Source organism: Caulobacter hibisci (assembly GCF_016135805.1).
Classification (GTDB): Bacteria; Pseudomonadota; Alphaproteobacteria; order Caulobacterales; family Caulobacteraceae; genus Caulobacter; species Caulobacter hibisci.
Genome location: NZ_JADWOX010000016.1, coordinates 26,166 through 45,424, shown reverse-complemented (window position 1 = coordinate 45,424; position 19,259 = coordinate 26,166). Strand labels below are relative to the sequence as shown.

Below are 19,259 nucleotides of genomic sequence, written 5' to 3'. Positions count from 1 at the left end.
AGCCCGTCATCCCGGAAAGCGCGCAGCGCTTATCCGGGACCCAGGGGCCGCCGCACCGCGCCGGCCACCGCCGGGAGGGTGAAGCGCCCGCCGCGCCCAGTCCCCTGGGTCCCGGGTCTGCGGTCCGCTACGCGGCCCTCCGCCCGGGATGACGGGGTGAGTTTGATCGCCCTTTCCCTACCTCCGAGCATCCCCGCGCAGGCGGGGATCCAAGCCGAGTTGGCGGGTGATCCCCGGCTCCCAGCAGGCCGGGAGTCAGCTTGGGTCCCCGCCTTCGCGGGGATTTAGCGGATGAGAGAGACGCCGAGCTTGCAACTGGTCCTCATCCTGAGCTTGTCGAAGGACGAGGACCACGCACTGAGCCAGCAGGCCTTACCCCGCCAGCGCCTCGCGCTTTTCCTCCAGCGCCAGCCAGTCTTCCTCGGCCTGGGCGAGATCGGCCCGCGCCTTGTCGAGCGACTTCATGATCTTGTCGAAGCCGGCCGGGTCGCGGGCGTAGAGGTTCGGATCGTCGAGCTTCTTCTCCAGATCGGCCAGGATCTTGGGCGAGCCGGCGATCAGGGCCTCGCACTCCTCCAGGCGCCGCTGGTCCTTGTAGGACAGCTTGACGGTCTTCTTGGGCGCGGCCGGGGCGGCGGGGGTGACGATGGCCTTGTGCGAGCCGGTTCCGGTGGCGAAGTCGCCGGCCGCGCCGCGGGCGCCCTTGAAGAAGTCGGGGGCCTGGTCGATCAGGTCGCTCCAGCCGCCGGGGGTCTCCAGCACCTGGCCATGGCCGTTCATGGCGATGGTCGAGCTGGCCAGGCGGTCGATGAAGTCGCGATCGTGGCTGACGAGAATGAGGGTTCCCTCGAAATCAGCCAGCAGCTCTTCCAGCAGATCCAGCGTGTCCATGTCCAGATCGTTGGTCGGCTCGTCGAGCACCATCAGGTTCATCGGCGTGGCCAGAGCCCGGGCCAGCAGCAGGCGGTTGCGCTCGCCGCCCGACAGGCTGGTGACCGGCTGGCGCAGCTGGGCCTCGGTGAACAGGAACTCCTTGGCGTAGCCGGCCACGTGCTTGGGGATGCCGCGCACCAGGATGGAGTCGCCGCCCGAGGGCGTGAGGAAATCCCAGACGGTGATCTTTTCCGACAGGGCCATGCGGTTCTGGTCGACATAGGCGATGTCGAGATTGGTGCCCAGCTGCACGGTGCCGGCGTCGGCCTCCAGCTCGCCCAGCAGCAGGCGCACCAGGGTGGTCTTGCCCGCGCCGTTGGGGCCGACCAGGGCCACGCGGTCGCCGCGCAGGATGCGGGTCGAGAAGTTCTCGACGATGGTCCGCTCGCCGAATTTCTTGGTCAGGCCCTTGGCCTCGACCACGCGCTTGCCCGAGGTTCCCGAGCTTTCGACGGCCATGGTCATCGAGCCGCGCTTGTCGCCCTGGATGTCCTTCTTCTGGGCGCGCAGGTCCATCAGGGCGCGGCGGCGGCCCTCGTTGCGGGCCCGGCGGCCCTGGACGCCGCGGGCCAGCCAGGCGTTTTCCTTCTCCAGCTGCTTGTTCAGCCGGCGCTCCTCGTCGGCCTCGGCGGCCAGCACCTGCTCGCTCCAGGTCTCGAACTCGGCGAAGCCCTTGTCGAGGCGGCGAACCTTCCGGTGCTCCAGCCAGAAGGTGCGCTGGGTGACGCGGTTGAGGAAGGCGCGATCGTGGCTGACGATCAGGGCCGCGCACTTGGAATTGGCCAGCTCCTCTTCCAGGGTCTGGATGGCGAAGATGTCCAGGTGGTTGGTCGGCTCGTCGAGCAGCAGCACGTCGGGCTGTTCGGCGAAGGCGCGGGCCAGGGCGGCGCGGCGACGCTCGCCGCCCGAGAGCCCTTGGGTGCCCTTCTGGAAGTCGAGGCCGAAGTCGGCCAGGGTGGCGTGGGCCTCGTAGTCCTGGGCGCCGCCGGCCGTGCAGTAGTCGAGCAGGGTCTCGCCGGTGATCTCCGGCTCCTGGCTGACGAACACCACCTTGGCCCCCGGCTGCACCGAACGCTCGCCGCTGTCGGCCTCGGCGCCCTGGGCGGCCAGCACCTTCAGCAGGGTCGACTTGCCGGCGCCGTTGCGGCCCACGAGGCAGGCGCGGACGCGCGGCTCCAGGGCCAGATCGACGCCGTCGAACAGGGGCTTGGCGCCGTCGGCGAGGCGGACGTCCTTGAGGGCCAGGACGGGAGCGCGGGCGGGGGCGGCCATGGAGGGGTTCTTTACGTCTGGATACGGCGGTCGGTCGGGGAGATGGGGCCTATAGCAGGGCGAGGGGAGGGGGGAACGCGGAAAGTGAGAGATGTCCCTTCTCCCCTTGCGGGAGAAGGTGGCGGCCGAAGGCCGTCGGATGAGGGGTCTCTCAGAACTTTCGGCCGCACCCGGCCTAGCCGTTGGTCGAAACGGACCAGGCTTTCGACCCCTCACCCGACCCGCTTCGCGGGCCACCCTCTCCCGCAAGGGGAGAGGGATTTAAGCCGCCCGCTTCATCTCCTCCACCGGCGCCGGAACCGGCCTCCGCAGCGCCCGGTCGCGCAATCTCAGGAACGGCCGCTCGACCAGCCACCACAGCAGGATCGCCGCGGCGAAGTCGGCGGCGAGGTAGGCCGCGACGCCGGTCCAGCCGTGCAGCACGCCGTCGCCCAGCCCCTCGCGCAGCATGTGCTGCACCGGCTTGTGGACGAGGTAGAGGCTGTAGGCCAGGGTGGCCACGGCGGTGAACGGCTGCAGCGGCAGGCGTTGCAGGGCCGGCTCCAGGTCGAGCAGGGCGCAGAGCAGCAAGGCCGACGCCAGGCAGGCCAGCGGATAGAGGAAGACCGCGCCGGTCAGGTCCAGCGCCACGCCGTCGGCATGGCGCAGGCAGACGATCACCGTGCCGGCGGTAGCCAGCAGGCCCAGCGATCCGGTCAGCCAGGGCGGGGCGAAGCGGGCGACCAGGGCCGGGCGGAAGGTGCGGGCGGCGGCCAGCAGCACGCCCAGGGCCAGGCCGTCCAGCCGGGTCCAGGTCGGATAGTAGATCAGCCGCAGGAAGTCGGCGGGCCGCGTGGCCGGATCGGCGGCGGGGCCATGCCAGATCCCCCAGCGCAGGGCCATGCCGCCGAGGATCACGGCGGCGCCGACGGCCACGGCCGGTCCCCAGCCCTTGAAGCGAGCCAGCACGAGGACCAGCGGCGGCAGGATCCAGTAGAAGTGCTCCTCGACGCACAGCGACCAGGCCGAGGTGAAGGCGCCGGTGACGCGATAGTCGAGGCCGAGGTTCATGCTGAAGGTCAGGAACCGCCACAGCGGTTGGATCGCCTCGCCGTCCGAGAAGCCGGGCAGCAGGAAGTAGAGCGCCAGCACCACCCCGAAGGCCGGCAGGATGCGGAAGGCGCGGCTGGTCCAGAAGCGACCGAAGTCGACGCCGTTCCCGGCCGCGATCCCCTTCAGCAGCTGGGCGCCGATCAGGTAGCCGCTGAGCACGAAGAACACGTCCACCCCCAGCCAGCCGAACGGCTGGACGGTGAGCAGGGGCTCTGGCCGGGCGGGCTTGGGCATGTGCCAGGCCATGACCAGCAGGATGGCGGCGGCGCGCAGCAGGTCGGGGCCGTAGGACCGCCTGTGGGCGACCTGGCGCGAGGGACCGAAGAGGGCGGCGAGGGCCCCGAGGACGGCGTTCATGATGTTCCCGAAAGGCCGCCGGGAGGTTGGAGCGGCGGCCGGGGAGGATGGTGGATGATCAACCTTGAGTCGTCACGGGGGAGGGCGTGGAAATTGTTGGAAATGTAAGGCTTGGGTGATCGGGAACCTCCCCCTCTGGGGGAGGCGATCGCGTAGCGATCGGTGGGGGGAGTTTTGCGGAACCTAGCCGTCGCCCCGGCAGCTGAAAACGGCCCCGGCCTTCGGCCGCCTCCCAGAGGGGGAGGTTCCTTTTAGCTACGCCGCCGCCAGCCGCCACACGGCGAAGTCCCTGAACCGCAAACGGCTCCACGTCGTGCGCAGGCCCAGCCAGCCGCTGCGGTAGGGATCCTGGTCGATCAGCTCGAACAGTTTGCGGCCGTCGGCCCAGTACTGGATCAGGCCGTCATAGGCCACCAGCTGGACGGCGACCCAGCGGTTGGGCTGAAGCAAGGCCCGGGCGCCCTTGAGGTCGTGCTGGGGCAGCATCGGGCGGTCGCCCGCCCGGCCGACATAGCGGCGCAGGCGGGTGGTTGAATTGTAGTTGCCGCCCTGGCCCACATAGTAGGTCTTGAGCAGGTCGTAGTCGGCGAAGGCGCCGCTGCGGGGGCTGGCGAACAGGTCGTCCGGGGAGCGGACGTCGGTGGCCATCCAGAAGGCGTTGAGGTCGCTGATCCGGTCGTTGCGGCCGCCGTCGTAGACGGCCTGGGCCTGGTATTCGACCAGCAGCGGGCCTTGCAGGCGCGGCTTGAACCAGGCGGTCAGGCCGGCCGGGGCGTCGAGCTCGAGGACGCCGTTTTCGGCTTTTGCGAAGGAGGGTTTCTCGGCCTCGACGATCCAGTTGGCGAGGCCTTGAGTAAATTCGTCTGTATAGAGACGATCAGCCTTGCGCCAGGGCTCTGGGGCTTGCGCGTGGGCGGTGGTGGCCAGCGGCAGGGCGAAGGCGGAGAGGGCGAGGACGCGGCGGGTGAGCATGGGCAAGGGGTAGCAGGGCCGAAGACGCTCGCGAAGCCCCTCTCCCCTTGTGGGAGAGGGTGGCCTCCGAAGGAGGTCGGGTGAGGGGTCTCTCAGAACCCTCGGCCGCGGCGGCGGCCAGGCTGGGCGGGGCGTATGAGGTTTGCGCGACCCCTCATCCGACGGCTTCGCCGCCACCTTCTCCCGCAAGGGGAGAAGGAAATCAGGCCAACGCCCATCCGTCTTCGGGTTCGGGGGCCTTTGCCGGGCGGCGGCGGGGTCTGGTCGCCCGACGGGCGCGGGCGGCGGGGCGGAGGGCTTGGCGAACCGTGCGGACGGCGGCGGCGCGCAGGCCTTTCCAGGCGGGGGCCAGGCGGGTGGCGACGACGACCGCGACGCCCAGCTCGATCCAGGCGGCCAGGTCGAGGGCCAGCACCCAGGCCATCTCCGGCAGGATGACCTGGCCGGCGAAGGGCAGGATCAGCAGCAGCAGGATGAGGGCTATGGTCCTGTGCGGCGACAGGGCGGCCAGGCGTTCTGCCGGCAGCTCGACCAGCCAGCGGCGGACGGGGCCGTCGTGGCGGGCGGCCGCGAGCAGGCAGATCAGCAGGGTGCTCAGCAGCATGGCGATCCTCAAGGTGCAGCTTGAGGTGGTGTGGCGGGCGGAAAGGTCAAGCACAGGAGACCCTCTCCCTGTGGGAGAGGTGTCGCCACAGGCGACGGAGAGGGGAGTGGCTGCGGAACGGGCCAGCGCAGCGGCGGCTGAAAACGGCCCCCCTCCGGCGCTTCGCGCCACCTCCCCCACAGGGGGAGGATCTTGGTGCGCGGCCTCAGGCCGTGAAAATCAGTCCTCGTCCGGCTCGTAGGGCCAGTCGCCCTTGTCGACCATCAGGTCGGTGGCGACGAAGTCCATGGCGTCTTCGGGGTCGTCGAGGCTGGTTTCGCTGATGGTCTGGTCGCGGATCGAGATCCCGGCCTTGTGCGGGCTGTCGGGGTCGCCGGTGATCAGGGGATGCCACTGGGGCAGGGGCTTGTCTTCGTGCAGGCGGCGATAGGCGCAGGAGGGGGGCATCCACTCCAGGTCCTCAATGTTGTGCGGCGTCAGCTTGATGCAGTCGGGCACGGTCTTGCGGCGGTTGGCATAGTCGCTGCAGCGGCAAAGATGGGCGTCGAGCAGCTGGCAGTGCACCCGTGTGGGGATCACCTCGCCGGTATCTTCGTCTTCGAAGCGAACCAGGCAGCAAAGGCCGCAGCCGTCGCATAGGCTCTCCCACTCGGGGACGGTCATCTGGTGAAGGGATTTCGTCTCCCAGAAAGGTTTGCGCGCCATCATCGGGGCGTCCTAAACCCAATCGGCCCGAAGACCAACTGGACGCAACACCGCACGTGAACGACTGGACGCTGCCGCCCTACAAGTTCGACGACACGCCGGGGCGCACGCCGCCGCCGGCGCAGGGCGGATTCGCGCCCGTGCCGCCGACCCCGCCGCCGCCGCAACAGCCGCCTCAACGCCCGCCCGAGGAGCCGTTCCGGGCCGATCTGAAGCCGCCGCGCAAGAAGGGCGGCTGGGGCTGGGTGTGGATCACCCTGCTGGTCAGCGCCCTGATCGGCTTCATCGCCGTGGGCGGCGCCGGGGCCTATGTCTGGTTCAAGTATCTGAAGGATACGCCGGCCCTGCCGAGCCGCGAGAGCCTGTTCGCCATCAACCGCGCGCCGGGCGTGCGGTTCGAGGACCGCAGCGGCCAGGTGATCGCCACGCGCGGCCCGCGCTACGGCCAGCGGGTGACGGTCAGCACCGTGCCGGGCTATGTGCCCCTGGCCTTCCTGGCGGCCGAGGATCGGCGGTTCTACAAGCACGGGCCGATCGACCTCTACGGCATCGCCCGGGCGGCCTGGGTCAACTGGCGCTCGGGACGGACCGTGCAGGGCGCCTCGACCCTCTCCCAGCAGCTGGCCAAGGGGATGTTCCTGACGCCGGACCGCACGGTCGAGCGCAAGCTTCAGGAAATGCTGATGGCCTGGCGCCTGGAACAGGTGCTGAGCAAGGACGAGGTGCTGGAGCTCTATCTGAACCGGGTGTTCTTCGGAGCCAACACCTATGGCGTCGATGGCGCAGCAAGGACCTATTTCGGCAAGCCGGCCAGCCAGCTGACCCTGTCGGAAGCGGCCCTGCTGGCCTCGCTGCCTAAGGCGCCGTCGCGCCTGGCCCTGACCCGCGACATGGCCGGCGCCCTGGCCCGCTCGCGGCTCGTGCTGGCCAACATGCGCAAGGAAGGCTGGATCACCGCCGAGGAGGAGGCCAGGGCGCTGGACGACACCCCGCGCCTGTCGCCCGACGCCGTCAGCGACGAGGGCGACTATGGCTGGGTGCTGGACTACGCCACCACCGAGGCCATCCGCATCGCCGGCCAGAACGCGCCGGACCTGACCGTGCGCCTGACCATCGACAGCCGTTTGCAGAAGGCCGGGGCCGACATCGTCCGCCAGGCCATCGCCCTGGGCGGCGAGCATGCCGGGGCCAGCCAGGCGGCGCTGCTGTCGCTGTCGGCCGACGGGGCGATCCGGGCCATGGTGGGCGGCACCGACTACATCGCCAGCCCCTTCAATCGCGCGGTGCAGGCCCGCCGCCAGCCGGGCTCGACCTTCAAGCCGTTCGTCTATGCCGCGGCCCTGGAGAAGGGCGTGCTGCCGACCGACATCCGCGTCGACGGGCCGGTGCAGTTCGGCGACTGGAAGCCGGAGAACTACGGCGGCGACTATCGCGGGCCGATGACGGTGGAGCAGGCCCTGGTCACCTCGACCAACACCATCGCCGTCAAGCTGGCCCAGGAGGCCGGCGGCGCGCAGGTGGGGGATCTGGCCCGCCGGTTCGGCATCACCAGCCTGCCGCCGCGACCCGACCTGTCGGTGGCGCTGGGGGCCTATGAGGTCAATCTGCTGCAGCTGACCTCGGGTTTCCAGGTGTTCCAGCTGGGCGGCCAGCGGGTGGCGCCCTACGTCATCGAGAGCATCGCCGCCCAGGACGGCCGGCCGATCTACAGCCGCGGGCCGCTGGTTCCCGATCAGGTCTACGACGTTGGCCGGGCCAGCATGATGGTCAAGATGATGAAGAAGGTGGTCGACCAGGGCACGGCCAAGCGGGCGGCCTTCGGCTGGCCGGCGGCGGGCAAGACCGGCACCAGCCAGAACTGGCGCGACGCCTGGTTCGTGGGCTTCACGCCCGACTTCGTGACCGGCGTCTGGGTGGGCAACGACGACGACAAGCCGATGAACAAGGTGGTCGGCGGCGACATGCCCGCCAGCGTCTGGCGGCGGTTCATGCTGGCCGCGCACCAGAACCTGGCGATCCGCGACTTCCCCTGGCTGCTGCCCGATCCCTCGCCCCGGACCTCGCCGGACCCGCGCAACGGCTATTACGAGACCCTGGCGGCGGAGTTCGCGCGGACGGCTTCCGAGCTGGAGGAGGCCGGGGAACCGGACGAGCCGGCGGCCGGCCAGCCGGGCGGGGCGCAGGCGCCGCCGGAGCTGCCGTACTGAGGAGGCGCCCGGCCTAACGGTCCGGCGTCGACACGCCCGCCTGGGTCTGGGTGACGGCCAGCAGCGCGCCGTCGGGCGCGTAGTGCAGGCGTTCGACCGTTACCGCCCGACGCCCGATGGCGCCCTTCTGGTCGCCGATCTCCAGGGCGGCGTTGTGCAGGAAGATGTACCAGTCGCCCTTGAACTGGGCGATGCCGGGATGGATGGTGAAGCTGTTCTGGCCAGGACCGGTGAGCTGGCCGCGATAGGTCCATGGTCCGGTGATCGACGGCGCGGTGGCGTAGGAGATGTGCTCGTCGCGCTGGGTCGAGCGGTCCAGCGAGGCATAGGTCAGGTAGTAGAGCCCGGCGCGCTTGTGCAGCCAGGGGCCTTCCTCGAAATGCGGCGGCGTGATCTCGGTGATCGGACCGTCGATCTCGATCATGTTGGGCTTGAGCCTGGCGATATAGCACTGGCGATTGCCCCAGGCGATCCAGGTGGTTCCGTCGCCGTCGGTGAACACCGTGGGGTCGATGTCCTCCCAGCTGTGCGGGCCCTTGGGCGTCATCTCGTTGGTGATCAGGGCCGAGCCGCGCGCGTCGGTGAAGGGGCCGGTCGGCTTGTCCGACACCGCCACGCCGATGGCCTTGCCGGGGTGCGAGGCGTCGTGCTCGACGGCGGTGTAGAAGTAGAATTTCCCGTTCTTCTCGATGGTCTGCGACGCCCAGGCGTCCTTCCTGGCCCATTTGAAGTCCGTCGCCTTCATGATCGGCGGATGGGCGGTCCAGGTCTTCATGTCGGTCGTCGAATAGACCAGCCACTCGCGCATGTTGAACATCTCGTCGCGCTGGGCCTCGTCGTGGCCGACGTAGAGGAACAGGGTGTCGCCGACCACCAGCGGCGCGGGGTCGGCCGTGAACCTGTCCCTGACCAGCGGGTTCGACCCCGGCGCGATGGGGGCTTTCTCCTGCGCCTCGGAGGGAGACGAGACCGCTACGGCCGCGATCAGCGCCAGCGCCGTCCAGAACGATGTCATGCCGTGCTCCCTACGAACGGGGCACGATTACTCAGACAATATGGCCCGTCAATCGATGGTCTTCGAGGTGTGTTCGGGCCTAGATCGGCCAAGGGTGAAACCTCTCACCCTCCCACCGCTGCGCGGCGGGCCCCTCCCTCTCTCTCGGAGAGAGGGAAAGGGTGGTCGGACGGGGATAGAGCGACTTTTATCCCCGTTGAGCACGGCGAAAAGTCGTTTTATTTCGGGGGGTTGAAACTTTATTAGGCCGCTGGATCAGACGCGTTCGCTGCTGTCGTAGACTTCTGTCATGGCCGAGAAAAGCGAACAGATCGACGCGCTGCTGGACGAGATCCGCGACCTCAATGTGCGGATCTATCACGAGGCGGCGAAGGAACTCCTCACCCAGGTGAAGGACGAGCCGCCGAAGGTGCGGATGGATGCGACCAAGCAGGTGGCCCTGGTCGGGCGGCCGGTGGAGCTGCACCACGCCGCCGCGATGCGCTCGCGCAAGGTCTCGGCCGCCAAACACAAGGCGTCGGTCGCCAAGGCGGTCGGCGAGGAGATGGCGATGAATGACGACGAACCCTGGACCGAAGATCGCATCGAGCGGCTGCACGCCGCTCTCGAGCGCCGACTGGGACCGGTTGCGCGAACTCTCGAATTTAAGCGCATGGTTCAAGAGCGCGTCGTCGCTGAGGGCGGCGGAGGCGCAGGTGCTGCGAACCTGGACGGCTCTGGATCACCAGAAGCCGCCGGAGACCCCCTGGGCGACTTGGCTGATGCTGGGCGGGCGGGGCGCGGGTAAGACCTTCGCCGGCGCGGGCTGGGTGACGGACCAGGCCGCGGCGCCGTGCCGGATGGCCTTGGTCGGACCGACCTTCCACGACGTGCGCGAGGTGATGATCGAGGGGCCGTCCGGCCTGCGCGCCATGGCCCAGGAGGCAAACCGCGTGCGCTGGGAGGGCTCGCGCCGGCGGCTGGTGTGGGAGACCGGGGCCGAGGCCTACGCCTTCTCCGCCGAGGATCCCGACAGCCTGCGCGGGCCGCAGTTCCATGCCGCCTGGGCCGACGAGTTCTGCGCCTGGCCCAAGGCCGCCGAGACTTTGGCGATGCTGCGGTTCGGACTGCGGCTGGGCGAGGATCCGAGGTTGGTGGTCACCACCACGCCCCGGCCGACCCGGGCGCTGAAGGTGCTGATGGCCGAGCCTGGCGTGGAAACGACGCGGGCCGGGACGGCGGCCAATGCCGGCAACCTCGCGCCCCGGTTCCTGGCGACGCTGGAGGCGCTGTACGGCGGCACGCGGCTGGCGGCCCAGGAGCTGGAGGGGATCGTCGTCGAGACCGACGGCGGCCTGTTCCGCGCAGAGGACCTGGCGCGTTGTCGCGGGGCGCCGCCGGCGAAATTCGACCGGGTGGTGGTGGCGGTCGACCCGCCGGCCACGGCGCGCGGCGACGCCTGCGGGGTGGTGGTCGCGGGCCGCAGGGACGGCCGCGCCTATGTGCTGGCCGACCGCACGGCGCGGGGCCTGTCGCCCAACGGCTGGGCCAGCCTGGCCGTCGCGGCGGCGGTGGATTTCGACGCCGACGCGCTGGTGGCCGAGGCCAACCAGGGCGGCGAGATGGTCCGCTCGGTGCTCGCGCAAGCCGCGCCGCCGTGCCCGATCAAGCTGGTGCGAGCGTCGGTGGGCAAGCGGGCCCGGGCCGAGCCGGTGGCGGCTTTGTACGAGCAGGGCCGCGTCGTGCACTGCGGGGCGTTTCCGGCGCTGGAGGAGGAGCTGATGGGGCTGGGCGACGGGGATCTGGGGCACAGTCCGGATCGGGCGGATGCCTTGGTGTGGGCGCTGAGCGAGCTGATGCTGGGCGGGGGGAAGGCGCCGCGGTTGCGGGTGGTTTGAGGTCGTGACTACGCCCCCCACCGGCCCTTTGGGCCGCCTCCCCCATAGGGGGAGGTTCGTAGATAGGAAACCTCCCCCTGTGGGGGAGGCGGCCGCGTAGCGGTCGGTGGGGGGAGATTTGCGCGGATCGTCGCGACGACGTCGTCGACGGACTTGAGCACTTCGGCGGCGGCGATACGCAGGGTGCGGATTCCGTAACCGGCCATGTATTCGTCGCGGATCGCATCGCGCCGGGGCTGGTCTCCGGTCTCATGGACGTAGCTGTCGATCTCGACGGCGAGCTTGAAGGCCGGACAATAGAAGTCGAGCACGTAGCGCCCGAAGGGGTGCTGGCGGCGAAAGCGCAGGCCGTCCAGTTGGCTGCCGCGCAGGGCCTTCCAGAGCATCATTTCAGGCAACGACATGTCCTTGCGCAGGGCGCGGGCGCGTCTGACGACAGGGTTTTCGTCGGGCATGTCTCCCCCCACCGATCGCTTCGCGATCGCCTCCCCCACGGGGGGAGGTTCCTTGAGTACGTCGCTTCGCCTTTAGCATGTTCCTAATTTGTTCTCAACCTTCACGGGAGCGGCCATGGCCCTCTTCGCATCCCGGCGTGCGCCGGAAATCAAGGACTCCCGCGCCGCCAGGCTGGTCGCCCTGACCAGCGGCGGGCGGGCGCAGTGGACGCCCAGGGACTATGGGGCGTTGGCGGCGGAGGGGTTCGGCAAGAACCCGGTGGCCTATCGCTGCGTGCGGATGATCGCCGAAGCAGCCGCCGCGACGCCGCTGGTGGTGTTCCACGACGGCCGGCGCAGCGACGACCATCCGCTGGCGAGGTTGCTGGCGCGGCCCAATCCCGAGCAGGGCGGGCCGGACCTGATGGAGCAGTTCTTCGGTCACCTGCAGGTGGCGGGGAACGGCTACCTGGAGGCGGCGGGCGAGGGGCCGGGCGAGCTCTATGCGCTGCGGCCCGACCGGATGGCGGTGGTTCCGGGGCCGCGCGGATGGCCGGCGGCCTACGACTACCAGGCCGGCGGGCGGACGGCGCGGATCGCGCGGGAGGGCGAGGGCTGGCTGCCGGTGCTGCACCTGAAGCTGTTCAATCCGACCAGCGACCACTACGGGGCCTCGCCGCTGGAAGCCGCCGCCTTCGCCATCGACGTGCACAACGCCTCGGGGGCGTGGAACAAGGCGCTGCTGGACAACGCCGCGCGGCCTTCGGGGGCGCTTGTTTATGGCGGGCGCGACGGGGATCGGCTTTCCGAGGAGCAGTTCGAGCGGCTGAAGGCCGAGCTGGCGGGCGCCCACGCCGGCGCCGACAACGCCGGGCGGCCGCTGCTGCTGGAGGGCGGGCTGGAGTGGAAGCCGATGTCGCTGACCCCGGCGGACCTGGATTTCGTCGAGGGCAAGCACGCGGCGGCGCGGGAGATCGCCCTGGCGTTCGGGGTGCCGCCGCAGCTGCTGGGGATCCCGGGCGACAACACCTACGCCAACTATCGCGAGGCCAATGGCGCGTTCTGGCGGCACACGGTGGTTCCGCTGGCCGAACGGGCGGCGCGAGCGCTGACGGCGTGGCTGGGGGTGAAGTTCCCCGGCGCGCGGGTGGGCTGCGATCTGGACGCCGTGCCGGCCTTGAGCGCCGAGCGGGACGCGCTGTGGGCGCGGCTGGAGGCGGCGAGTTTTCTGACCGACGCGGAGCGGCGACGGCTGGCGGGGCTGGAGGGCTGAGGCCGCCCTGGCGGGCGGCCCCCTCCGGCCCTCTGGGCCACCTCCCCCAAAGGGGGAGGATCTTTGAGCGCGAACCAGATGCTCCCCCTCTGGGGGAGCTGTCGGCAAAGCCGACTGAGGGGGTCTTTCCATGACGACAACCAACCGCTGGCGGCTGGACCGCCAGATCTCGGCCGCCGTGCTGGTGGCGGTGGTGTTGCAGGCGGCGGCCGCGCTGATGTGGGCCGGGCGGGCCAGCGCGCGGATCGACGACCTGTCGCGGCGACTCGAGGCCCAGGCGCCGGTGGCCGAGCGGCTGGCGCGGCTGGAGGCGCAGGCCGACGCCACGCGTGCGGCCCTGGTGCGGATCGAGGCCAAGCTGGACGGAGAGCGCCGATGAAGGACGTGGCGATCGAGGGCTACGCCTCGCTGTTCTGGACGCGGGATCTCAACGACGACGTCACCGCCGCCGGGGCCTTCCGCGAGAGCCTGGAAGCCGGCGGGGCGGGGGCGATCCGCATGCTGCATCAGCATGACGAGGCCGAGCCGATCGGGGTCTGGGACGAGGTTTTCGAGGACGCGCGCGGGCTCTTTGTCCGTGGGCGGATCATCACCGCGACGCCGCGTGGGCGGCTGGTGGCGGCGCTGGTGAAGGCCGGTGCGCTGGATGGCCTGTCGATCGGCTTCCGGCAGGTCAAGGCGCGGACGCAAGGGCCGCTGCGGGTGCTGAGCCGGGTGGAGCTTTGGGAGGTGTCGGTGGTGACCTTCCCGATGCTGCCGGGCGCGCGGCTGACGGTGGCCGGCTGAAGTTTCCCTTCTCCCCTTGCGGGAGAAGGTGGCCGCGAAAGCGGTCGGATGAGGGGTCTCGCCGGACGTGCCGCGCAACCCCTCATCCTCCCACCGGCCTGTGGCCGGCGGGCCCCTCCTTCTCCCGCAAGGGGAGAAGGTCATCCGTGACGGAGAACCCCATGAAGGAAACCAAACAGGTTCCGGCCTCGCCGGAGGCCCGGGCGGCGTTTGCCGAGGTGCTGGCGGCGTTCGAGGGCTTCAAGGCGGCCAACGACCAGAGGCTGGCGGCGATCGAAGCCAAGAGCGCCGACGTGCTGCTGGAGGAGAAGGCCGCGCGCATCGACGCGGCCCTGACCAGCGCCCAGGACCGGCTGGACCGCATCCTGGCCGAAAGCCGGCGTCCGGCGCTGGGCGGCGAGGCCCCGGTGGCGCGGGTCGACGAGCGCAAGGCCGCCTTCGATCGCTATGTGAAGACCGGCGAGACGGCGGGGCTGCTCGAGGCCAAGGGCCTGTCGGAGGGCGTGGCCACGGCCGGCGGCTATGTGGCGCCGCCGGAGCTGGAGCGGCAGATCCTGCGTCGCCTGGCCGCCACCTCGCCGATGCGCGAGATCTGCCAGGTGCGCACGATCGGGGCGGGGACCTTCCGCAAGCCGGTGTCGCCGGCGGGCCTGGCCGCCGCCTGGGTGGCCGAGACGGCCGCGCGGCCGGAGACCACGGCCCCGACCCTGGACGTGATCGACTTCCCGGCCGGCGAGCTCTACGCCAGCCCGGCCGCGACCCAGGCCCTGCTCGACGACGCCTATGTGAGCATCGACGAGTGGCTGGCGGAAGAAGTGCAGGACGCGTTCGCCGCCCAGGAGACCACGGCCTTCGTGTCGGGCGACGGGGTCAACAAGCCCAAGGGCCTGCTGGCCTACACGGCCGCGCCGGACGCCAGCTACACCTGGGGGCAACTGGGCTACCTGGCCACCGGCGTGGCGGGCGCCTGGCCGGCCAGCAACCCGACCGACAAGCTGATCGACCTGATCTACGCCACCAAGACCCAATACCGGCAGAACGGCCGCTTCGTGCTGAACCGCCGCACGGTCAGCGCGGTGCGCAAGTTCAAGGACGCGCAAGGCAACTACATCTGGAACGCGGCCTTGCAGCCGGGGCAGTCGGCGTCGTTGCTGGGCTTCCCGGTGACCGAGATCGAGGCCATGCCCGACGTGGCCGCCAACGGCCTGGCGGTGGCCTTCGGCGACTTCGAGAAGGGCTACCTGATCGTCGACCGGGCCGGGGTGCGGGTGCTGCGCGACCCCTATTCGGCCAAGCCGCACGTGCTGTTCTACACCACCAAGCGGGTCGGCGGCGGGGTGCAGAACTTCGACGCGGTGAAGCTGCTGAAGTTCGCGGCGAGCTAGCACGGAAGGCCCTTCTCCGGCGCATCGGGAACCTCCCCCTGTGGGGGAGGCGGCCCGCAGGGCCGGAGGGGGGACGTTTTCAGCTTTCGGGGAGCGGCCGGGTTGGCGGCCGCTCCCCCCACCGATCGCTGACGCGATCGCCTCCCCCACGGGGGGAGGTTCCTGAAGGTCGAAGCTGCGGCTTTTCTTCAAAATCATCGGAAACATCCCCATGCCCAATTCCGTGACCCTGGCCGAGGCCAAGGGGTTCTTGCGCGTGGGCGGGAGCGGCGAGGACGCGCTGGTTTCCCTGCTGATCGACGCCGCCGAGGCGCGGGTCGGGCAGGCGGCCGGCGTGGCCCTGACGACCGCCAGTCCCGCCCCGCTGCGCCTGGCCGTGCTCGTTTTGGCCTGCCACGCCTATGAGCATCGCGACGGTGAAAGGCCGCCGCCGCTGTCGCTGGTCGAGCCTTGGCTCGCCCCCTATCGGGAGGCGCGGCTGTGAGCGGCGTCGAGAGCGATCTGGCCGCCGCCCTGGCGAGCGTGCTGGCGGCGGCGCCGGCGGTGACGACGATCGTCGGAACACGTGTCCATGCCGATCAGCCACGGATGCTGACCTATCCGTGCGTCAGCGTCGGCCGGATCGAGAGCCGGCCCGTGGGCGAGGACCTGCTGGAGCACGTGGTGACCATCACCTGCGCCTCGCGGTTCGGAGGGCCCGAGGAGGCGCGGGCGATGACGGCGGCGGCGCGGCTGGCGCTGCACGACGCCCGCCCCCTGGTGGCGGGGCGCAAGGTCGCCTCGTGCCGGGTGCGGTTCTCCGACGTGTTCGCGGCGGCCGACGACGAGCTGACCCTGGGCGTGCTGCGCCTGCGGGTGGTCAGCGAACCGGCCTGAGTTTTCCCTTTTTCCACAAGCGATGGAGGCGTCCATGGCCGCGCAAGCCGGCAAGGACATGCTGCTGAAGATGAGCGACGGCGCATCGACCCCGGTGTTCACGACGGTGGCGGGCCTGCGGGCCCGGACCATCAGCCTGAACGCCCGGGCGATCGACGCCACCGACGGCGACAGCACCGGGCGCTGGCGCGAGCTGCTGGCGGCGGCCGGGGTGCGCTCGGCCTCGGTGTCGGGCAGCGGGGTGTTCCGCGACGCGGCCTCGGACGCGATGGTGCGCGACAGCTTCTTCTCCCAGACCCTGCGCACCTGGCGGCTGGTGATCCCCGACTTCATCCAGATGGAGGGGCCGTTCTTCGTCTCGGCGCTGGAATATGCCGGCCAGCACGACGGCGAGGCGGCCTTCGCCCTGACCCTGGCCTCGGCCGGGCAGGTGAGCTTCACGGCGATCTAGATTCCCAGGGAGGAACCACATGACCATTCAGACCACCTGCAATCGCGCGCCCGCCAACGCCGCGCGAGGCGAGGTGACGGCCGTGCTGGGCGGGGTGACGCGCCGGCTGTGCCTGACCCTGGGTGCCCTTGCGCGGATCGAGGAGGCCCTGGAGCTGGAGGACTGGAGCCAGCTGCCGGGACGGATCGCCAGAATGTCGGCGCGCGACCTGCTGGCGGTGCTGCAGGCCCTGCTCGACGACGAGGACGGGGCGCCGCCGCTGGACGTGGGCAGGCTGGACGTGCGCGAAGCCGCCGCGGCGGTGGCCAAGGCGCTGGCGGCGGCGGTATGACCGCCTCGAAGCGCCCTTGGCCCGAGCTGCTGCGGCGGGCGGCGCGGGAGTTCGCCTTGCCGCCGGCGGCGTTCTGGCGGCTGTCGCTGCCGGAGTGGCGGGCCCTGGCCGGACCGCCGGCCTCGCCCGCCCTGCCGCGTCCGGCGCTGGAGGCGCTGATGGCGCGGTTTCCCGATGACGATCCCGACGGGGACCAGGAGGACGACGCATGAGCGGCTTCGACGAGGGCGGGCTGGCCGGCCTGCCGATCCAGGCGGCCGAGGCGGCGCAGGCCCTGACGGCGCTGGAGGCCCCGGCGCGGGCGGCGGCGCGCTCGATCGAGGACGCCTTCTCGGCGGCCGGCTCGAGCCTGGCCCGGTCGCTGGCCCGGGCGGCGGCGGACGGCGAGGTGTCGTTGTCCGAGCTGGCGCGGGCGGTGCTGGCGGCGGTGGAGGCCGCGGCCGGCGGGACGCGAGACGGCGCCGGGCTTGGCGGGGGATTGGGCGAGGCGCTGAGCTCGGCCCTGGGCTCGAGCTTTTCGGGGGCGCGGGCCGACGGCGGACCGGTGACCGGCGGCGGGGCCTATCTGGTCGGCGAGCGCGGGCCGGAGGTGTTCCGCCCGGCCGGCGCCGGAACCGTGGAACCGCTGGGGGGCGGCGGCATGAGCGTGACGGTGCAGGTCAGCGGCGGCGACGCGGCGGGCCTGGCGCGCTCGGACGCCCAGCTGGCCCAGGCCCTGGCGCGGGCGGTGAGCCTGGGCGCGCGGCGGCTCTAGCCGAACACCCCGGCCTGATCTTCGGGGCTCGCGAGGGCGGCGGCCTTGGGCTTCCACGCGCCGATGGCGATGGCGAAGAGCAGCCACGGCAGCGGCAGGAGATTGAGTAGCTGATAGAGCCAGAGCCGCCCGACCTGTGGGACGGTGAGCAGGGCGGCGACCGCCACAATGATCGGCCACAGGCAGAGCCAGGCGGGCCAGCCGATGTCGCGCAGGCGCCGCGAGGCGACCCACAGCCAGATCAGTATCGCCATCCAGGGCGGAAACAGCTGGCGGCCACCAGGCCAATAGGCGAACGCTACGCCGAACACGCAGATCGTGGCGACGAGGCCGAACCAGTATTCTGGACGGCCGCCTCTTCCCAGTAGAGCGGTGCGCAGAACCTTGCGAAGGGCCAAGGCGCTCATCCGAACACCTCGGCCTGGGTCTGGGGCGTGGGTCCGGCGGCCGGGGCGGACTTCCTGACGCCGATCAGCAGCCAGAAGCCGAGCCATACCAGGAGCAGCATGATCGGCGCCGCAGACCGGAGCCTGTCGTCGATGACCTGCATCGTGGCCATGGCGGCCACGACGAGGAACGCCAGAAGGGCGGCGGCTGGAATCAGGCATAGCCAGGGCGACCAGCCGATGTCGCGCAGTCGCCGGGACGCCAGCACGAACCAGGCGACAAGCAGAGGCCAGAACAGCAGGCTGGTCCAAGGGATCTGGTTCGAACCCCAGTTCAGACCGATCAGCACCAGCACGCCGGCCCAGTATTCCGGTCGCCGACAGCGCCCGGTCAGATAGCCCCTGATGATGTCCAACGACGCCGCCCCGAAACAGAAACCCCGCCGCAGATTAGCGGCGGGGTTGCGTCGGTGAAAGGGCGCCGGCGGATCACACCGCCAGGGCGTGCAGGGGCGGGTCGCCCCAGCGGTTGTCGCTGGTCTGGCCCTCGGCGCAGCCGACCCACAGGGTGAAGCCGGCCGTGATCACGAAGCCGAGGATGGCCGCGATGATCATGGCGCCGACGCTGGCCAGGGCGAAGTATTGCGGGTCGCCGCCGCCGATCGCGATGGCGGCCGAGCCGAACACCAGCCAGATCACCGAACCCATCAGCAGGACGGGTCCCAGGACGATCGGCAGCAGCTGCCACCAGCCGCTCTTGCCCATGTCGTGCAGGCGCTTGGCGTAGATGCAGACGAAGCAGAACAGGGTGACCAGCGAGGCGATCCAGCCGATGACGGGGATCCAGCCGGCGACCACGTTGACGCCCAGCAGCATCAGCCAGGCGATCCAGAAGGCCTGGCGGCCGATGCGGCCGTCGGGCGTGAAGAGAAGCGTTTTCCAGTCCATGTCTTTGGTCTCCCAACCTTGAGGAGAGACTAGGACCGGTCTTCGCGCCTTCGAAGTGAAATGGACGTCATGACAGGGGTTTAACCCGCGGGGACGTGCGTCGACGCTGGCGGCGCCGGCCGCCGGGCGGGACCCAGCCACATCAGGAAGACGATCCAAATCAGGCCTGCCGCGCCGGCGCCGAGCAGGGTGATGGCGAAGACGAGCATGCCCAGGGAATCGGTATTTGACCGTTCGACCTCGACGATCTTAAGCAAGGCGCAGCCGCCCAGGGCCAGATTGGCCAGCCAGACGTTGACCAGGGGCGCGGGGCCACGGCCAGCGTCGCGCAGCCGCTTGAGGCAGAGGACGCCGCTGATCCAGGCCTGCAGGGCGATGACCGCAAGGTTCAGCAGCCAGCCCTGCGCGCCCAGCATCGGGCCGTCGAAGGCGATGAACCAGGGACCGATCGCCGGCAGCAGGGCTGGCGGCGAAAGATCCAGGCTGGCCAGGACGACGAAGAGGACGACCTCCAGCATCGCCAGCGACAGCAGCCCGAGCCCGAAGGCGCGCGGGCCGATGGCGCCGCGGGGCGACAGCAACAGGGCAAGGACGCGCAAGG

General features: G+C 70.5%; 23 protein-coding genes and 1 pseudogene. 13 read left to right on the top strand and 11 right to left on the bottom strand.

Annotated elements, in window-relative coordinates; genetic code table 11:
• Window positions 1–372: 372 nt before the first annotated feature.
• The 5 genes from I4Q42_RS19470 to I4Q42_RS19450 form a co-directional block, all read right to left on the bottom strand.
• Window positions 373–2,205: an ABC-F family ATP-binding cassette domain-containing protein gene (locus tag I4Q42_RS19470; RefSeq protein ID WP_198577754.1), complete on the bottom strand. Its 1,833-nt coding sequence runs from the start codon at window positions 2,203–2,205 to the stop codon at window positions 373–375.
• A gap of 261 nt (window positions 2,206–2,466) precedes the next feature.
• Window positions 2,467–3,654 (bottom strand): acyltransferase family protein, encoded by a 1,188-nt coding sequence (locus tag I4Q42_RS19465; protein ID WP_198577753.1) that lies wholly within the window; start codon window positions 3,652–3,654, stop codon window positions 2,467–2,469.
• Window positions 3,655–3,909: 255 nt separating this feature from the next.
• Window positions 3,910–4,626 carry a DUF6250 domain-containing protein gene (locus I4Q42_RS19460; RefSeq protein WP_198577752.1) on the bottom strand — a complete coding sequence of 239 codons (717 nt, stop codon included), beginning with the start codon at window positions 4,624–4,626 and terminating at the stop codon, window positions 3,910–3,912.
• A 202-nt stretch (window positions 4,627–4,828) separates the two neighbouring features.
• A complete protein-coding gene (locus I4Q42_RS19455) occupies window positions 4,829–5,284 on the bottom strand; it encodes a hypothetical protein (protein ID WP_198577751.1) in 456 nt (151 codons plus the stop codon).
• 165 nt (window positions 5,285–5,449) lie between these two features.
• Entirely contained in the window at window positions 5,450–5,938 is a 489-nt protein-coding gene (locus tag I4Q42_RS19450; protein WP_198577750.1) for a YcgN family cysteine cluster protein, read from the bottom strand.
• A 53-nt stretch (window positions 5,939–5,991) separates the two neighbouring features.
• Here I4Q42_RS19450 and pbpC point away from each other — a divergent pair, with 53 nt between their 5' ends.
• On the top strand, window positions 5,992–8,142 hold the full coding sequence (pbpC, locus tag I4Q42_RS19445; RefSeq protein WP_198577749.1) for a multimodular transpeptidase-transglycosylase PbpC: 2,151 nt from the start codon (window positions 5,992–5,994) through the stop codon (window positions 8,140–8,142).
• Between the two features lie 13 nt (window positions 8,143–8,155).
• Here pbpC and I4Q42_RS19440 read toward each other — a convergent pair whose 3' ends face one another.
• A complete protein-coding gene (locus I4Q42_RS19440) occupies window positions 8,156–9,157 on the bottom strand; it encodes a glycoside hydrolase family 43 protein (RefSeq protein WP_198577748.1) in 1,002 nt (333 codons plus the stop codon).
• A gap of 289 nt (window positions 9,158–9,446) precedes the next feature.
• Here I4Q42_RS19440 and I4Q42_RS26190 point away from each other — a divergent pair, with 289 nt between their 5' ends.
• Entirely contained in the window at window positions 9,447–9,944 is a 498-nt protein-coding gene (locus tag I4Q42_RS26190; RefSeq protein ID WP_232793297.1) for a hypothetical protein, read from the top strand.
• A pseudogene (locus I4Q42_RS19435) lies at window positions 9,892–11,034 on the top strand (DNA-packaging protein); the annotation flags it as partial. The gene I4Q42_RS26190 and the pseudogene I4Q42_RS19435, both read left to right, overlap by 53 nt.
• 8 nt (window positions 11,035–11,042) lie before the next feature.
• Here the strand turns inward: I4Q42_RS19435 and I4Q42_RS19430 are convergent.
• Entirely contained in the window at window positions 11,043–11,489 is a 447-nt protein-coding gene (locus I4Q42_RS19430) for an endonuclease domain-containing protein (protein ID WP_198577746.1), read from the bottom strand.
• Window positions 11,490–11,604: 115 nt separating this feature from the next.
• Here I4Q42_RS19430 and I4Q42_RS19425 point away from each other — a divergent pair, with 115 nt between their 5' ends.
• The 10 genes from I4Q42_RS19425 to I4Q42_RS19380 all read left to right on the top strand — a co-directional run bounded on the left by I4Q42_RS19425 (window position 11,605) and on the right by I4Q42_RS19380 (window position 17,324).
• On the top strand, window positions 11,605–12,741 hold the full coding sequence (locus I4Q42_RS19425; RefSeq protein WP_198577745.1) for a phage portal protein: 1,137 nt from the start codon (window positions 11,605–11,607) through the stop codon (window positions 12,739–12,741).
• A gap of 130 nt (window positions 12,742–12,871) precedes the next feature.
• Window positions 12,872–13,120 carry a hypothetical protein gene (locus I4Q42_RS19420; protein ID WP_198577744.1) on the top strand — a complete coding sequence of 83 codons (249 nt, stop codon included), beginning with the start codon at window positions 12,872–12,874 and terminating at the stop codon, window positions 13,118–13,120.
• Window positions 13,117–13,527, top strand: coding sequence for an HK97 family phage prohead protease (locus I4Q42_RS19415; RefSeq protein ID WP_198577743.1), 411 nt, complete (start codon window positions 13,117–13,119; stop codon window positions 13,525–13,527). The genes I4Q42_RS19420 and I4Q42_RS19415 overlap by 4 nt, the downstream gene beginning before the upstream one ends.
• Before the next feature lie 161 nt (window positions 13,528–13,688).
• Window positions 13,689–14,912 (top strand): phage major capsid protein, encoded by a 1,224-nt coding sequence (locus tag I4Q42_RS19410; RefSeq protein ID WP_198577742.1) that lies wholly within the window; start codon window positions 13,689–13,691, stop codon window positions 14,910–14,912.
• Window positions 14,913–15,123: 211 nt separating this feature from the next.
• On the top strand, window positions 15,124–15,396 hold the full coding sequence (locus tag I4Q42_RS19405; protein ID WP_198577741.1) for a head-tail connector protein: 273 nt from the start codon (window positions 15,124–15,126) through the stop codon (window positions 15,394–15,396).
• A complete protein-coding gene (locus I4Q42_RS19400) occupies window positions 15,393–15,788 on the top strand; it encodes a DUF3168 domain-containing protein (RefSeq protein WP_198577740.1) in 396 nt (131 codons plus the stop codon). The genes I4Q42_RS19405 and I4Q42_RS19400 overlap by 4 nt, the downstream gene beginning before the upstream one ends.
• A gap of 34 nt (window positions 15,789–15,822) precedes the next feature.
• Window positions 15,823–16,239, top strand: coding sequence for a phage major tail protein, TP901-1 family (locus tag I4Q42_RS19395; RefSeq protein ID WP_198577739.1), 417 nt, complete (start codon window positions 15,823–15,825; stop codon window positions 16,237–16,239).
• A gap of 19 nt (window positions 16,240–16,258) precedes the next feature.
• A complete protein-coding gene (locus I4Q42_RS19390) occupies window positions 16,259–16,570 on the top strand; it encodes a GTA-gp10 family protein (protein ID WP_198577738.1) in 312 nt (103 codons plus the stop codon).
• Window positions 16,567–16,782, top strand: a complete 216-nt coding sequence (locus tag I4Q42_RS19385) for a phage tail assembly chaperone (protein ID WP_198577737.1) — start codon at window positions 16,567–16,569, stop codon at window positions 16,780–16,782. The genes I4Q42_RS19390 and I4Q42_RS19385 overlap by 4 nt, the downstream gene beginning before the upstream one ends.
• A complete protein-coding gene (locus tag I4Q42_RS19380) occupies window positions 16,779–17,324 on the top strand; it encodes a phage tail tape measure protein (protein ID WP_198577736.1) in 546 nt (181 codons plus the stop codon). Before I4Q42_RS19385 ends, I4Q42_RS19380 begins: the two co-directional genes overlap by 4 nt.
• On the opposite strand, the gene I4Q42_RS19375 is transcribed toward I4Q42_RS19380, so the two are convergent.
• The 4 genes from I4Q42_RS19375 to I4Q42_RS19360 form a co-directional block, all read right to left on the bottom strand.
• Window positions 17,321–17,731 (bottom strand): DUF805 domain-containing protein, encoded by a 411-nt coding sequence (locus I4Q42_RS19375; protein ID WP_198577735.1) that lies wholly within the window; start codon window positions 17,729–17,731, stop codon window positions 17,321–17,323. The genes I4Q42_RS19380 and I4Q42_RS19375 overlap by 4 nt on opposite strands.
• On the bottom strand, window positions 17,728–18,126 hold the full coding sequence (locus I4Q42_RS19370) for a DUF805 domain-containing protein (protein WP_198577734.1): 399 nt from the start codon (window positions 18,124–18,126) through the stop codon (window positions 17,728–17,730). Before I4Q42_RS19370 ends, I4Q42_RS19375 begins: the two co-directional genes overlap by 4 nt.
• A 73-nt stretch (window positions 18,127–18,199) precedes the next feature.
• The gene (locus tag I4Q42_RS19365) at window positions 18,200–18,658 is read right to left on the bottom strand and encodes a DUF805 domain-containing protein (RefSeq protein WP_198577733.1); all 459 of its coding nucleotides are present in this window, start codon (window positions 18,656–18,658) and stop codon (window positions 18,200–18,202) included.
• A gap of 80 nt (window positions 18,659–18,738) precedes the next feature.
• A complete protein-coding gene (locus I4Q42_RS19360; RefSeq protein WP_198577732.1) occupies window positions 18,739–19,257 on the bottom strand; it encodes a hypothetical protein in 519 nt (172 codons plus the stop codon).
• Window positions 19,258–19,259: the final 2 nt, after the last annotated feature.

Excerpts from the sequence above, each read along its gene's own strand:
- I4Q42_RS19470 (WP_198577754.1), bottom strand. The coding sequence starts at position 2,205 with ATGGCCGCCCCCGCCCGCGCTCCCGTCCTGGCCCTCAAGGACGTCCGC.
- I4Q42_RS19465 (WP_198577753.1), bottom strand. The coding sequence starts at position 3,654 with ATGAACGCCGTCCTCGGGGCCCTCGCCGCCCTCTTCGGTCCCTCGCGC.
- I4Q42_RS19460 (WP_198577752.1), bottom strand. The coding sequence starts at position 4,626 with ATGCTCACCCGCCGCGTCCTCGCCCTCTCCGCCTTCGCCCTGCCGCTG.
- I4Q42_RS19450 (WP_198577750.1), bottom strand. The coding sequence starts at position 5,938 with ATGATGGCGCGCAAACCTTTCTGGGAGACGAAATCCCTTCACCAGATG.
- I4Q42_RS19440 (WP_198577748.1), bottom strand. The coding sequence starts at position 9,157 with ATGACATCGTTCTGGACGGCGCTGGCGCTGATCGCGGCCGTAGCGGTC.
- I4Q42_RS26190 (WP_232793297.1), top strand. The coding sequence starts at position 9,447 with ATGGCCGAGAAAAGCGAACAGATCGACGCGCTGCTGGACGAGATCCGC.
- I4Q42_RS19430 (WP_198577746.1), bottom strand. The coding sequence starts at position 11,489 with ATGCCCGACGAAAACCCTGTCGTCAGACGCGCCCGCGCCCTGCGCAAG.
- I4Q42_RS19425 (WP_198577745.1), top strand. The coding sequence starts at position 11,605 with ATGGCCCTCTTCGCATCCCGGCGTGCGCCGGAAATCAAGGACTCCCGC.
- I4Q42_RS19420 (WP_198577744.1), top strand. The coding sequence starts at position 12,872 with ATGACGACAACCAACCGCTGGCGGCTGGACCGCCAGATCTCGGCCGCC.
- I4Q42_RS19415 (WP_198577743.1), top strand. The coding sequence starts at position 13,117 with ATGAAGGACGTGGCGATCGAGGGCTACGCCTCGCTGTTCTGGACGCGG.
- I4Q42_RS19410 (WP_198577742.1), top strand. The coding sequence starts at position 13,689 with ATGAAGGAAACCAAACAGGTTCCGGCCTCGCCGGAGGCCCGGGCGGCG.
- I4Q42_RS19405 (WP_198577741.1), top strand. The coding sequence starts at position 15,124 with ATGCCCAATTCCGTGACCCTGGCCGAGGCCAAGGGGTTCTTGCGCGTG.
- I4Q42_RS19395 (WP_198577739.1), top strand. The coding sequence starts at position 15,823 with ATGGCCGCGCAAGCCGGCAAGGACATGCTGCTGAAGATGAGCGACGGC.
- I4Q42_RS19390 (WP_198577738.1), top strand. The coding sequence starts at position 16,259 with ATGACCATTCAGACCACCTGCAATCGCGCGCCCGCCAACGCCGCGCGA.
- I4Q42_RS19385 (WP_198577737.1), top strand. The coding sequence starts at position 16,567 with ATGACCGCCTCGAAGCGCCCTTGGCCCGAGCTGCTGCGGCGGGCGGCG.
- I4Q42_RS19380 (WP_198577736.1), top strand. The coding sequence starts at position 16,779 with ATGAGCGGCTTCGACGAGGGCGGGCTGGCCGGCCTGCCGATCCAGGCG.
- I4Q42_RS19375 (WP_198577735.1), bottom strand. The coding sequence starts at position 17,731 with ATGAGCGCCTTGGCCCTTCGCAAGGTTCTGCGCACCGCTCTACTGGGA.
- I4Q42_RS19365 (WP_198577733.1), bottom strand. The coding sequence starts at position 18,658 with ATGGACTGGAAAACGCTTCTCTTCACGCCCGACGGCCGCATCGGCCGC.